The 12,818-nt window shown below is 61.6% G+C and carries 10 protein-coding genes; 5 read left to right on the top strand and 5 right to left on the bottom strand.

All coding sequences use genetic code 11. From position 1 onward, the window contains the following. Positions 1–765, bottom strand: a complete 765-nt coding sequence (locus HCK86_RS15280; RefSeq protein WP_176085328.1) for an SDR family oxidoreductase — start codon at positions 763–765, stop codon at positions 1–3. A gap of 326 nt (positions 766–1,091) precedes the next feature. Between HCK86_RS15280 and HCK86_RS15275 the strand changes: the two genes are divergently transcribed. After that, the gene (locus HCK86_RS15275; RefSeq protein WP_176085327.1) at positions 1,092–2,126 is read left to right on the top strand and encodes an L-idonate 5-dehydrogenase; all 1,035 of its coding nucleotides are present in this window, start codon (positions 1,092–1,094) and stop codon (positions 2,124–2,126) included. A gap of 371 nt (positions 2,127–2,497) precedes the next feature. Here the strand turns inward: HCK86_RS15275 and HCK86_RS15270 are convergent, their stop codons facing one another. From HCK86_RS15270 to HCK86_RS15255, 4 genes are all read right to left on the bottom strand, one after another. Continuing rightward, on the bottom strand, positions 2,498–3,601 hold the full coding sequence (locus HCK86_RS15270) for a substrate-binding domain-containing protein (protein ID WP_176085326.1): 1,104 nt from the start codon (positions 3,599–3,601) through the stop codon (positions 2,498–2,500). A 45-nt stretch (positions 3,602–3,646) separates the two neighbouring features. Next, positions 3,647–4,684, bottom strand: coding sequence for an ABC transporter permease (locus HCK86_RS15265; protein WP_176085325.1), 1,038 nt, complete (start codon positions 4,682–4,684; stop codon positions 3,647–3,649). Positions 4,685–4,697: 13 nt separating this feature from the next. Further along, entirely contained in the window at positions 4,698–6,194 is a 1,497-nt protein-coding gene (locus HCK86_RS15260; protein WP_176085324.1) for a sugar ABC transporter ATP-binding protein, read from the bottom strand. A gap of 198 nt (positions 6,195–6,392) precedes the next feature. Next, on the bottom strand, positions 6,393–7,382 hold the full coding sequence (locus tag HCK86_RS15255) for a LacI family DNA-binding transcriptional regulator (RefSeq protein WP_176085372.1): 990 nt from the start codon (positions 7,380–7,382) through the stop codon (positions 6,393–6,395). A gap of 430 nt (positions 7,383–7,812) precedes the next feature. Here HCK86_RS15255 and HCK86_RS15250 point away from each other — a divergent pair, with 430 nt between their 5' ends. The 4 genes from HCK86_RS15250 to HCK86_RS15235 all read left to right on the top strand — a co-directional run bounded on the left by HCK86_RS15250 (position 7,813) and on the right by HCK86_RS15235 (position 12,742). Further along, the gene (locus HCK86_RS15250; RefSeq protein WP_176085323.1) at positions 7,813–8,739 is read left to right on the top strand and encodes an SMP-30/gluconolactonase/LRE family protein; all 927 of its coding nucleotides are present in this window, start codon (positions 7,813–7,815) and stop codon (positions 8,737–8,739) included. Further along, entirely contained in the window at positions 8,720–9,619 is a 900-nt protein-coding gene (locus HCK86_RS15245; RefSeq protein WP_176085322.1) for an NAD(P)-dependent oxidoreductase, read from the top strand. The genes HCK86_RS15250 and HCK86_RS15245 overlap by 20 nt, the downstream gene beginning before the upstream one ends. A 78-nt stretch (positions 9,620–9,697) precedes the next feature. Then, entirely contained in the window at positions 9,698–10,645 is a 948-nt protein-coding gene (locus tag HCK86_RS15240; protein WP_176085321.1) for a 2-hydroxyacid dehydrogenase, read from the top strand. A gap of 243 nt (positions 10,646–10,888) precedes the next feature. After that, positions 10,889–12,742: a heavy metal translocating P-type ATPase gene (locus tag HCK86_RS15235; protein WP_176085320.1), complete on the top strand. Its 1,854-nt coding sequence runs from the start codon at positions 10,889–10,891 to the stop codon at positions 12,740–12,742. Positions 12,743–12,818: the final 76 nt, after the last annotated feature.

Raw genomic sequence — 12,818 nt, 5'->3', positions numbered from 1 at the left:
TCAGACACTCACGGTGATGCCGCCATCGACGGCAAGAACGTGTCCGTTGACGAAGGAAGAGGCTGGCGATGAAAGATAGACGCAGGCGCCGATCAGTTCATCGACATTGCCCCAGCGGCCTGCAGGCGTGCGCTTTTCAAGCCAGGCGGTGAATTCAGGATTGTCGACCAGCGCCTGATTGAGCGGGGTCTTGAAGTAGCCGGGCGCGATACCGTTGATCTGCAGCCCGTATTTTGCCCAGTCCGTGCACATGCCACGGGTGAGGTTGCGCACTGCGCCCTTGGTGGCGGTATAGGGGGCAATGCCCGGCCGTGCCAGTTCGCTCTGCACCGAGCAGATATTGATGATCTTGCCGTGACCGCGCTGGATCATGTGCCGGGCAACGGCCTGTCCGGTGAAGAATACGCCGGAAATATTGGTCTCCAGCAGGCGGTGCCACTGTTCTTCCGGGAAGTCCTCCAGCGGCGTGCGATATTGAATGCCGGCATTGTTGACCAGAATTTCGATCGGTCCGATCGTGCTTTCAACGGCTTCGACACCCGCGTCGACGGCTTTTTTGTCGGTGACGTCGAAGATCGCTGCATGCGCCGCAAAACCCTTCGCCGCAAATTCTGCAACGGCTGCTTCGGCGTGGTCGCGGTTGCGCGCATTGATCACCGGTGTCGCACCCTGCCGCGCAAGTCCCCAGGCCAGCGCATTGCCGATGCCCTGGCTCGCACCTGTCACGAGCGCATATTTGCCGTCGAGCCTGAACATGTCTGACATGATTGTCTCCTTCCCTTGGGCCGGCGTGATCCGCCTGCCCGGGGCGTGCCCGGGTGTCGCTGTCTGTGCCGGATCTTATTGTTCTTGACTTAACTGTTATCGATAACATAATCAAGGTGCAATTTGGTTCTGGAGGAAAACAGAATGTTTCCGGAGAGGGCGGATGAGGTGCCGTTGCGTCAGCGAAGGTTGCCGGAGGAAGCCCTCCTTGCTTCACATCCAGTCCGGCACTGTGCGTCTTTCCAGGCTGTGCGGGCGTGCTGGCAACCGGCCTTCAGGCCGCGCCGGAACATCCGCCCAGAAACGCTTTCGAACAGGAGGTATCCATGAAAGCTGCCATCATTCACGCGGCGAAAGATCTGCGCATCGAGGATATCGAGGCTGAAACGGCGGGGCCGGGCCAGCTGGAAATCCGGATCGGTGCCGGCGGCATCTGCGGTTCGGATCTGCATTACTACAATCACGGCGGCTTTGGTGATGTGCGCGTGCGCGAACCGATGATCCTTGGCCATGAGGTTGCCGGCACGGTGACCGCGCTTGGCGCCGGTGTCAGCACGTTCGCTGTCGGCGATCGGGTTGCCGTCTCGCCCTCACGGCCATGCAATCACTGTGAGTATTGCCTGAAGGGGCTGCAAAATCACTGCGTCAACATGCGTTTTTACGGCAGCGCCATGCCGATGCCCCATATTCAGGGTGCTTTTCGCGAGGTGCTGGTGGCCGAGGCATGGCAGTGCCACAAAGTCGCCGATCACGTTTCGCTTGGCGAGGCTGCCATGGCCGAGCCGCTGGCGGTGACGCTGCATGCCGTTTCGCGTGCCGGGTCGCTTCTGGGCAAACGCGTGCTGGTATCCGGCTGCGGGCCAATCGGCGCGCTCTGCATTGTCTCCGCGCGGGCGCATGGCGCCCGGGAAATCGTCGTGACCGATGTCATGGACGATGTCCTGCCCTATGCTGAGGCTGTCGGGGCAAACCGGGTCATCAATGTTGCCAGGAACCCGGATGCGCTTGCTGCCTATGGGGCAGGCAAGGGGTCGTTTGATGTGATGTTCGAGGCCTCCGGCAATGCGCGGGCACTCGCCAGCGGTTTGCAGGCGCTCAGGCCGCGCGGCGTGCTGGTGCAGCTCGGTCTTGGCGGAGAGGTCGGCCTGCCGCAGAATATGGTTGTGTCCAAGGAAATCGAGATCCGCGGTTCGTTCCGTTTCCATGAGGAATACGGCCTTGCCGTCGATCTGATCAATCAGGGGCGGATCGATATCAAACCGCTGATTTCCGGTACCTATCCGCTCGATGAGGCGATTGCCGCCTTCGAGACGGCGAGTGATCGTGCCAGAGCGATGAAAGTCCAGCTCGCTTTTGAATGATTGTCCCCAGCCTGAGATGGCGGAGTTTCTGAAGGCCGGTCCTGCAACGCAGGGCCGGCATTTTTGATCGGTGCTGAAATGGCAAAAGGCCCCGACGGCTCAGCCGGGGCCCTCAGATTGCCGACAACGTCATTCAGTTTGCCTGCCTGGGGTGGAATAGCCGCCGCCCTGTCGTCATCCCCTTGCTCGTCACGGGGATCCAGGCTCTTCAGAGTATTGGAATAAAAGGCGCTTTCGCCGTGCAGACGCACAGCGTCATATCTGTGGCAGGCACAGATATGACGCCAGCGGGGAATGCAAAGCTCTGTCAACTGTCTGGAGGCCCCGGCGGTTCAGCCGGGGCCTTGCAGGCGCGTTCAGATTATCCGGGTCTATTCGACGCCCCAGATCTTCTTGTATTCATCGCGATAGTGGTTGTCGGGTTCGAAGGTATTGTCCGGCCCGCCGTCGAATTCGATATTGTCCTTGGTAACGACATGGAATGGCGCGATGTAGCCCGACCATTCGGCTCCGGAGAGTGCCCGGTTCATCTCGTCGACCAGCTGCCAGCCCTGAAGATAAAGCGGCTCGGCCACCGTCACATCCTGGTACTGGCCGGCGCGGATCCGCTGATAGGCGCTTTCCGAACCATCACCGGCGGCGACATTGGAGGGGGCGCCATCGCCGGGTAGCCCGGCAGCGGCCAGTGACGGGCCCATGAAATCGAAATAGAGGTCGTTGATGGCCAGCGAATGGGTCCATTTCGCCCCGTATTTCTGTAACAGCGAGGTCGTGAGCTGCGGCATGCGCTGCGAGGTTTCGGCGATGGGCGTGTCGACATATTCAAGCACGGTGCCGCCGAGCTTCTCGATCTGCTGCTTCATCTCATCGGCCTTGGCGATGGCGATCGCATAGGTCGAGTCGGTGAAGATGATGACGCCAGGCTTGCCGCCCGCATCAACATAGGCCCAGTCGGCCGCCGCTCGCGAGACCTTCAGCGGATCGGTCGTCACATTGGTGAAGACGCCGATATCAGGGGCAGGGCCGGCTGCGGGGGCTGCGTGCCAGGCAACCATCGGGATGCCGGCGGCCTTGGCCTGCTCCATCGCAGGGCCCTGTTCGACAGCGTCGAAACCGTTGATGATGATGCCATCGGGTTTCAGCGCCATGGCTTGCCCGAAGGCTGCGGTGCGTCCGGCGATCGAGCCGGCGCCATCCAGTGCTGTCACCTTCCAGCCGACGGCCTTGGCGGCTTCGGTAATGCCGTCCACCACTTTCAGGATGCCGCCATTCTTCATATCGGCAGCAAGAATGACGATGGATTTGTCCTTGACGGCTTTCGGCCCCGTTGTCGGGCCATCCCAGGCGGATACGCGTGAGGCGTATTTCTCGACAAAGGCTTTGGCGTCCGACATGTCATCTGCCGCCGCTGTGCCAACAAGTGTGAACATGGCGACGCTGCCTGCCATGACCTGCAATAATGTTCTGCGTTTCATGTTTTCCTCCCGTGAAAGCAGTAGCCGTTTCACTCCTCCAACGGCCTATTTGCGTGCAGCTTTTCTGGTGGCGGCACCACGTTTGCGCTGGGCATAGCCCGCAATGCCGATGGCGACCAGAAGCGTGACACCATTGAACAGCGGCTCGACAAAGAACGATCCGCCGAATTGCTGAATGCCGGAAATGCCGACCGCCAGAATGACGACGCCGACGACCGTGCCCCAGACATTGACCCTGCCGGGCTTGATGGTGGTGGAGCCGAGAAAGGCGCCGACAAGGGCCGGCAGAAGATATTCGAGCCCGACGCTGGCCTGGCCAATCCTGAGCTTGGAGGCGAGCAGAACGCCTGCAAGCGCTGACAGGAAGCCTGAACTGATGAAAGCGCCGACCACGAATTTGCGCACCGGAATGCCGTTCAGCGCCGCTGCCTTCGGATTGGCGCCAATGGCATAGAGATAGCGGCCGATCGGCAGATATTCGAGCGCGATCCACATGACCAACGCGATGCCGAGCACGTAAAATCCGGTGATGGGCAGGCCGAAGACCATGGTGCCGTTCAGAGCATAAAATCCCTGCGGCAGCATGCCAACCACCTGGCGCCCGCCGGTGTGCCACAGCGCAATCGCATAGAGCACCGTGCCTGTGCCAAGCGTTGCGATGAAGGCATCGATTTTGGCGACCTCGACCAGAAAGCCGTTCACAAGCCCGGTCAGGCAGCCGAGTGACAATACGATCAGCACGGCGACCGGCCAGGGCAGGCCGAACATGGTCTGCAGGCTGATGGCTAGAATGTGCCAGAGCACGATGCCGTAGCCGACGGTCAGGTCAATCCGTCCGGCGGCCATCGGGATCATCGCCGCCAGCGACAGGATGGCGATGATCGCCTTGTCGGAGATGATCGAACGCACATTCAGCATGGTCGGAAACGTATCCGGCAGCATGATCGAGAACAGGATGATCAGGAGTGCCGTCAGAATGACCAGACCATAGACGGGCAGCAAGCGGATCAGCTTTTCGATGAGGCTGAGGCCCTTCAGTTCCGCAGGCGTCGGCTCCAGAGCCGTCGATTCCAGTGATTGCATGTTTTCCTCCCGTTCAGGCCGCTTCGGAAGCGGAGGCGGCTGTTATCAGCGCCTGTGTGGTCAGGGCGTCACCTGACAATTCGCGAATGATCTGACCGCGTGAAAAGACCAGCGCCCGGTGGCAGATATTGGCCACCTCCTCGAAATCGGTCGACACGACGACAACGGCGAGCCCGGCTTCGACCGCGCGGGCAATCAGGCGGTAGATCTCGGCCTTGGCGCCGACATCGACACCGGCGGTCGGGTCTTCGGCGATCAGCAGCCTGCGCCCGGTCGCAAGCCAGCGTCCGACCACCACTTTCTGCTGATTTCCGCCGGAAAGCGCCTCGACCGGCAGTTCCGGATCATTCGGCCTCAAGCCGACGCTTTCGCCGATCCTTGATGACAGGGCTGCCTCGCTGAAATGGCTGAGAAAGGTGAACAGGCCGCGTTTGTTGGCGCCGGGATTCATGAACATGTTTTCCCGCACCGAAAGCGACATGGCGACGGATTCTTCCGCCCGGTCGCGGGCAATCAGGCCGATCCCGGCATGCATGGCTGTGATCGGCGAGGAAAGATCCGGTACCTTACCGTCCAGAAACACCTCGCCCTGCGACGGCTGGGCGCCAAACAATGCCCGGCCAACCGCCTCCTGACCCGCGCCGCGCAGACCGACAAGTCCGAGAAGCTCACCCTGGCGGATATCCATGGAGACCGGGCCGACGGCCGGGCAGGTCAGGTTCTTCACCGAGACCAGTGTCTTGCCGGGGGCAGCCGTGGATTTGACGAAAAGCTCATTGGCCTTGCGGCCGACAATCATCTCGACCAGTTCGGATGAGGAGGTCTCTGCGATCTGCTTCTCGCCGACCAGATGGCCATCACGCAGCACCGCCACACGGTCGGCAATGCGAAAGATCTCGTCCAGCCGGTGTGAGACATAGATCATGCCGACGCCGTGCTGCTTCAGCGGTCTGATGGCAGCAAACAGTCGTTCGACCTCATCGGCAGGAAGGCTCGCCGTCGGCTCGTCCAGCACCAGAACGTCTGCGTCCGTCGCCAGCGCCCGGGCGATGGCGACCAGCGCCTTTTCCGTGCGGCTCAGGCTGGAAACCCGTGTCTGCGGGTCGAAGTCGCAGCCGACAAGCTTCAGCGCCCTTGCGGCGCGATCATCCGTCGAAGACCAGTCGATCAGGCCGGAACGCATCGAGAAGCCCTGGGCCAGTCCGACATTTTCGCCGACCGTCATCCACTCGATCAGCCCCATATCCTGATGGATGAAGGCGATCGGCTGGCGTTGCTGCGGTTTCGGGGGGCGGTGGCTATAGGGTTCACCACGAAAACGGATCTCACCGCCATCTGGCTTGTGAATGCCCGCAAGTGTCTTGATCAGCGTCGATTTTCCGGCACCGTTTTCGCCAAGCAGCGCCAGAATTTCGCCTTTCCCAAGTGTCAGCGACACGTTGGTGAGGGCATTCGTTCCACCGAATACTTTGGTGATTGACCGAAACTCGACGAGTTTGCCGTCTTCCATCGAGTATTCCTCCCAAAATCCCGAATGGTATATTTGTTATCGATAACATTTAGCGATGTCAAGTTGGAAGATTCGGATACGCCCGGAACCTGGAAACGGAAGCATCCGTGGCCCGGATGCGCCGGGCACATGCCGTGGCGCAAGGCCATGGCTGCGATCATGGCCTGGGGGCGTCGGTTCGTTCTGTGCGGCTTGCGCTCAGGTGCTTTCGCGCAGAAGGACGTGGTAGGGCGTCAGGATCAGCTCGTCGCCGGCCAGCTCTTCGCCTGAAATCCGGCGCAGGAGTTTTTCCGCGGCGAAACGGCCGATGTCGCGGCAGCCAACGTTGACGGTGGTGATGCGCGGGTGGCAATAGGCGGAGATCTCGTAGTCGCCGAAGCCGGCGATGGCAATATCGTCGGGCACCTTGATGCCGCGGCGCTGACACTCCATCAGCGCGCCGAAGGCCGAGAGGTCCGAAACGCACAATACGACTTCCGTGTCGGGCCAGCGCTCGAGCATGGAGACGATGGCCTGGGCACCCTGCTGGATGGTGATTGGCGGAACGCCGAAGGAGATCAGCCGTCCGGGCTCCAGGCCGAGTTCGCCGATGGCCTTAAGGAAGCCCTGGCGGCGCATGCTGCCGCGCGTATCACGCGAGGTTGTGCCGCCGATATAGCCGAATTTCCGATAGCCCCTGGCCGCCAGTGCCTTGACGAGGTCACTCATGACGGCGCTGTTCGAAAAGCCGACGACACTGTCGATCGGATGTTCGGGGATTTCCCAGGTCTCCACCACCGGGATTCCGGAATTCTTCAGCATGCGCCGGGCCGATGGCGTATGCGCGCCGCCGGTCAGGATAATGCCCTCCGGGCGGCGCTGCAGCATCGACTGGATCAGCCGTTCTTCCTTCTCCGGTGCGTAATCCGTGTAGCCGAGCAGAAGCTGCAGTCCGGATTGCTCAATGGCTTCGGTAATGCCCTGAGCCGTTTCGGAGAAGTTTGAGTTGTTGATCGAGGGAACGAGTGCGGCAATGAAGCCGGTCCGGCGTGATGACAGCGAGCCTGCCGACTGATCGAGCACATAGCCGAGCTGGTCTACGGCTTCGAGAATGCGTTTGCGGGTTTCCTTCGAGACGCTGCCATCCTTTTTCAGAGCCCGCGACACCGTCATGGTCGAGACCTCGGCCAGCCGGGCGACATCGGCCATCGTCGGTGCGGTGCCTTGACGCACAGGGTCTTTCGCCGTCTTGTTCTTGTCCGTTTCCGGCAATGTTCGCTCTCCGCAAGACTGATATCCGCGACAATGGCAGCCTTGTGATGGCCCGGGGACGGCCCGGGACGCTGCAGCCGCGCAGAAATCAGTATTCCATAGTCTCTGTCGGTGTCCGATGCGACCGATCCTCGCTGAGGCTTGCGGTTCACCGCGCTCTGTGGGACGCTTGACAGACTTCCTGATTGTCGTTCATAACATGGCTGTTATCGATATCATATCAAAAATTCATGCCCGGGCAAAACGAACCGCAGCGTCAACCGGATTCTGGGCCAGAATTGCCTGAGGCAGCTGAATAGAGCGTTTGCCGTTGTGTCAGATCCTTCAAGGCGTGCTGACCGGCGGTATCGGGTTTCGGGAGGAGACCATGTTCGGTGTTATAGACGGAAGCGGATTCGAGGTTCTCGATCCGCGATTTGAGGCCTGTTTTGTCGGCCATGCGCGGCTGGAACGGCTCTGGACCGGCGGGCGCTGGCTGGAAGGGCCGGCCTGGTTCGGTGCCGGGCGCTACCTCGTCTTTTCGGATATCCCAAACAATCGGATGATGCGGTTCGACGAGACAAGTGGCGCCGTTTCGGTGTTCCGCGCGCCCGCCAACAATGCCAATGGCAACACGCTCGACAATGAGGGCCGGCTGGTGACCTGCGAGCATCTCGCCCGGCGCGTCACCCGCACGGAATTTGACGGATCGATTCGCGTGATCGCCGATCGTTTCGACGGCGCACGCTTCAACTCGCCGAATGATGTCACGGTGAAATCCGACGGGACAATCTGGTTTACCGACCCTTCCTACGGCATCATGCATGATTACGAGGGGGACTATGGCGAGCCGGAAATTGCGGGCTGCCACGTCTATTGCGCCGATCCGGTCTCAGGCGCGGTGGCAAGGGTTATCAATACGATGGAAAAGCCGAACGGGATCGCCTTTTCCCCCGATGAAAGCCTGCTCTATGTCGCCGATACCGGTGCGACGCATCATTCCGGCGGTCCGCGCCACATTCGCTCATTCAGGGTGGAAAACGGAAACCACCTTCATGATCTTGGTATTTTCGCGACCTGCTCCAACGGACTTTTCGACGGGTTCCGTCTCGATCGCTCAGGCCGGATCTGGACCAGTGCCGCCGATGGTGTCCACTGTTTTCACCCCGATGGCACGCTGATCGGCAAGATCCATGTGCCTGAACCGGTGTCCAACCTGACCTTCGGAGGGGCAAAACGGAACCGCCTGTTCATCACCGCTTCCACCTCTCTTTATGCAATCTATGTCACGGCCAATGGCTGCAAACTGGGATGATGAGATGTTGACGGTCGCATTTATCGGAACGGGCCTCATGGGAGCGCCCATGGCGAAAAACCTGCTGAAGGCCGGTTTTCCCGTCACGGTCTGGAACCGGAGCAAGGCCAAGGCGGAAGCGCTGGTCGCTTTTGGAGCCGGGCTTGCGGAAACGCCGGAAGAGGCGGTGAGCGCTGCGGACGTCGTCATCACCATGCTGTCGGACGGCCCGGCGGTCGCCGATTTTCTGTTTGCCCATGGCGCGGCTGAGAAAATCCGCCGGGGCGCCACGGTGGTTGATATGAGCTCCATCCGTCCGGCCGAGGCGCGTGACCATGCTGAACGGCTTTCAGCACTGGGGATCTATCACATCGATGCCCCGGTCAGCGGCGGCACCCGCGGTGCCGAGGCAGGCAGTCTGGCGATCATGGCAGGCGGCGAGGCGGAACGGTTCGAGCCGCTGGCGTCGCTGTTCTCAGCCATGGGACGCGCCATTCTGCTCGGTCCTGCCGGCAGCGGACAGCTGGCCAAGCTCGCCAATCAGGCGATTGTCGCCATCACCATCGGCGCGGTTGCCGAAGCGACGCTGATGGTGCGCGAAGGCGGCATTGATCCGGCTGCCTTCCGGGCTGTCCTGCAGGGCGGTTTCGCTGATTCCGTCATCCTGCAGCAACACGGCAAGCGCATGCAGGAGGGCGATTTCGTGCCCGGCGGCCGCTCAGCCTTTCAACTCAAGGATCTTGAGAACGTGCTGTCGGAATGCCGGGACATGGGATTGACCTTGCCGCTGACGGCGCTTCAGCGCGATCGTTTTGCCGATCTCGTCGGGCGGCTTGATGGCGGCGATCTCGATCATTCGGCCCTTTTTCTGCAATTGCTGGACAGTAATCACCGCAGCTGAACGGGCGGTGGGCCCGGCAATTTTGCGGTATCGGATGATATCGATAACATAAGTATCATGAACGTCACGGAGGCAACCATGAGCAAAGTCGAAATCCTGCAGATCGGACCTTATCCGAGCTGGGATGATGAGCGTCTGAACGCCCGTTTTACCATGCACCGCTATTTCGAAGCGCAGGACAAGCCGGCATTTCTGGCTGCCCATGCGGGCAATATCCGCGGCATCGCCACACGTGGTGAGCTGGGCGCCGATCGGGCGCTGATCGAAGCGCTTCCCGCACTGGAAATCATCAGCGTTTATGGCGTCGGCTATGACGCGGTTGATCTTGAAGCGGCGCGGGAGCGGGGCATCCACGTCACCAACACGCCGGATGTCCTGACAAAGGACGTTGCTGATCTGGGCGTTGCCATGATGCTTTGCCTCTCGCGCGGCATGGTCGGTGCGGAGCGCTTCGTGCGCAGTGGCAACTGGGCCGAGAAGGGGCTTTATCCGCTCATGCATCGCGTTCATGGCAAGCGTGCCGGGATTCTCGGTCTTGGCCGCATCGGCTATGAGGTGGCCCGGCGCCTTGCCGGTTTCGACATGGACATCGCCTATAGCGATATCGCGCCCAAGGATTATGCCGCCGATTGGCGTTTTGTCGATGATGCCGTGGCACTGGCCGAACGATCCGATTTCCTGTTTGTCACGCTGGCCGCCTCTGCTGCCACCCGTCATATCGTCAATCAGGATGTGATAGCGGCACTTGGTGCCGAGGGCATGCTGATCAATATTTCGCGCGCCTCCAATATTGACGAGAACGCGCTTCTGGCAGCGCTCGAAACGAAGGCGCTCGGCGCGGCCGCGCTTGATGTATTCGAGGGCGAGCCGAAGATTAATCGGCGCTTCATGGCGCTTGATAATGTGCTTTTGCAGCCCCACCACGCATCCGGCACCTATGAGACACGCCAGGCGATGGGGAAGCTCGTCTTCGATAATCTCGATGCGCATTTTGCCGGCAAGCGCCTGTTAACGCCGGTGCTGTGATGGCGACGGCCAGCGCCCTCGCGCGAGCGGACTTCAGCGATGCGTGGTGCGGCATTTCATGCGGGCGCCCCGCGATGGTGATGGTTCCATTTTGACCCCTGTCATGTCGCATGACATCTCTCGCGTGCGACATGTTGATAATACTGGACAATCGGGAACGGCTGACGAATGCTTGGCTGTTCCCGCCTCGGTGGCGGTTGCGCAGCGGTGATCGGGCTGCGTCTGCGAAGGGGAGAGCCGCAAATGCAGGAGATCGGCCGGCGTTTGAAGACGACGCTTCTGGCGATTGCCGTTTCCGGGCTTCTTGTCGGCCTTGTGCTGCGGCTTCTGGGGTTGTCTGCACCTGCTGCGGTGATCTGGAGCATCGGCGTTGTCCCGGTGCTTTTCTTTCTCGTTCTCGAAATTGTCCGGTCGCTGGCGCGCGGCGAGGTCGGCCTTGATGTGGTCGCCGCCCTTTCCATGTCTGCGGCGCTTCTGTTCGGTGAGGAGCTGGCCGCAGCCGTGATCGCGGTCATGTATTCCGGCGGTACCTTTCTCGAAAGCTTTGCCGAGGGCCGGGCGCGGCGCGAGATGCGCGATCTGCTTTCCCGCGTGCCGCGCACGGCGACACGGCACGTCAATGGCGGCCTGGAGGATGTGCCGCTCGACGCCGTTAAGCCGGGTGACCGGCTCTTCATCCGTCAGGGGGAGGCGGTCCCGGTCGATGGGCAGCTTGTTTCGTCGGTGGCCTTTCTCGACACATCACCGCTGACCGGCGAATCCCTGCCGGCGCGTTATGATGACGGGGCGGAGCTGATGAGCGGCGCCATGAATGCCGGCGAAGCCTTTGACATGGTTGCCAGCCGCTCTGCCGGCGAGAGCACCTATGCCGGGATTGTCCGCCTGGTGGAGGCCGCGCAGCAATCGCGCGCACCGATGTCACGCATGGCCGACCTCTGGTCGATCGGCTTTCTCGCGGTGACGGTCATTCTGGCGGCGGGTGCCTGGTGGTTGACGGGCGATCCGATCCGGGCGGTGGCGGTTCTGGTTGTTGCAACGCCCTGTCCACTGATTCTGGCTGTTCCGGTGGCGCTTGTTGCCGGCATGTCGCGGGCGGCCCATTTCGGCGTTTTGATAAAGGGGGCTGCGGCACTCGAGGCCATGGCCCGCATCAAGACACTGATCCTTGACAAGACCGGGACACTGACCGAGGGACGGCCGCAGATCGTATCCGTTGATCTCACCGCGGGGTTTTCGGCAACTGAGCTTCTGCGCTATGCCGCAGCGCTCGATCAGGCATCGAGGCACCCGGTCGGGCAGGCGGTCGTGGCGCAGGCGCAGGCCCAGGGCATGGTGCTGCCGGTGCCGCAGGCTGTAACGGAATTTCCCGGTGAAGGGCTTTCAGGCCGCGTTGACGGGCATGATGTTCTGGTTGGCGGGGCCGGATTTGTTGCCGCAAGGCTGGGCGCGGAAGCGGAAAGCCGCCACCACAAGGCCGCTGGCTCCGTGCTGGTGGCCGTTGCCGTGGATGGCGTTCTGGCGGGCTGTCTCGTTATGGCGGATCCCCTGCGCCAGGAGGCTGGCACCATGCTTGACGGGCTGCGGCAGGAAGGGATTTCGAGAATTCTGCTGGCGACCGGTGATCGCGCCGATGTTGCCGAAAGGGTGACAGCGGGTCTCGGACTTGATGGGGTTCATGCCGGTCTGACGCCGGATCAGAAAGTGGCTCTGGTGATAGCCGAGCGAAAGCATGCGGCGGTGATGATGGTCGGCGACGGCATCAATGACGCTCCGGCACTGGCCGTCGCCGATGTCGGGGTGGCGATGGGCGCGCGGGGCGCTGCGGCCTCGGCGGAAGCGGCCGACGTGGTTCTGCTAGTCGACCGGGTCGGGCAGCTTCGGCCCGGCATCGAGATTGCCCGCCGGGCGCGGCATATCGCTCTTGAAAGTGTTGCCGTCGGCATCGGGCTTTCCGTCCTTGCCATGATCGCGGCGGCCTTCGGCCATCTGGTGCCGGTCGAGGGCGCCCTGTTGCAGGAGGTCATCGATGTCGCGGTGATCCTCAATGCGCTCAGGGTTCTCCGGGTCAGAACCAGTGCCGAGCCTGCAGCAAGCTGAGGCGAGGCGCCATCGCATGACCGCCGCCGCCTGGTTCCCCGGACATGGCTTGGCGGCCAGACCTGGCCGACAGTAT

The sequence above is a fragment of the Martelella sp. HB161492 genome (assembly GCF_013184775.1).
In the GTDB taxonomy this organism is placed as follows: Bacteria; Pseudomonadota; Alphaproteobacteria; order Rhizobiales; family Rhizobiaceae; genus Martelella.
The sequence above is the reverse complement of the archived record's forward strand: the minus strand, read 5'-3'. Positions and strand labels throughout refer to the sequence as shown.

What these genes read in the sequence shown, in the direction of transcription:
- HCK86_RS15280 (WP_176085328.1), bottom strand. Translation starts at nt 765, where the DNA reads ATGTCAGACATGTTCAGGCTCGACGGCAAATATGCGCTCGTGACAGGT.
- HCK86_RS15275 (WP_176085327.1), top strand. Translation starts at nt 1,092, where the DNA reads ATGAAAGCTGCCATCATTCACGCGGCGAAAGATCTGCGCATCGAGGAT.
- HCK86_RS15270 (WP_176085326.1), bottom strand. Translation starts at nt 3,601, where the DNA reads ATGAAACGCAGAACATTATTGCAGGTCATGGCAGGCAGCGTCGCCATG.
- HCK86_RS15265 (WP_176085325.1), bottom strand. Translation starts at nt 4,684, where the DNA reads ATGCAATCACTGGAATCGACGGCTCTGGAGCCGACGCCTGCGGAACTG.
- HCK86_RS15260 (WP_176085324.1), bottom strand. Translation starts at nt 6,194, where the DNA reads ATGGAAGACGGCAAACTCGTCGAGTTTCGGTCAATCACCAAAGTATTC.
- HCK86_RS15255 (WP_176085372.1), bottom strand. Translation starts at nt 7,382, where the DNA reads ATGGCCGATGTCGCCCGGCTGGCCGAGGTCTCGACCATGACGGTGTCG.
- HCK86_RS15250 (WP_176085323.1), top strand. Translation starts at nt 7,813, where the DNA reads ATGTTCGGTGTTATAGACGGAAGCGGATTCGAGGTTCTCGATCCGCGA.
- HCK86_RS15245 (WP_176085322.1), top strand. Translation starts at nt 8,720, where the DNA reads ATGGCTGCAAACTGGGATGATGAGATGTTGACGGTCGCATTTATCGGA.
- HCK86_RS15240 (WP_176085321.1), top strand. Translation starts at nt 9,698, where the DNA reads ATGAGCAAAGTCGAAATCCTGCAGATCGGACCTTATCCGAGCTGGGAT.
- HCK86_RS15235 (WP_176085320.1), top strand. Translation starts at nt 10,889, where the DNA reads ATGCAGGAGATCGGCCGGCGTTTGAAGACGACGCTTCTGGCGATTGCC.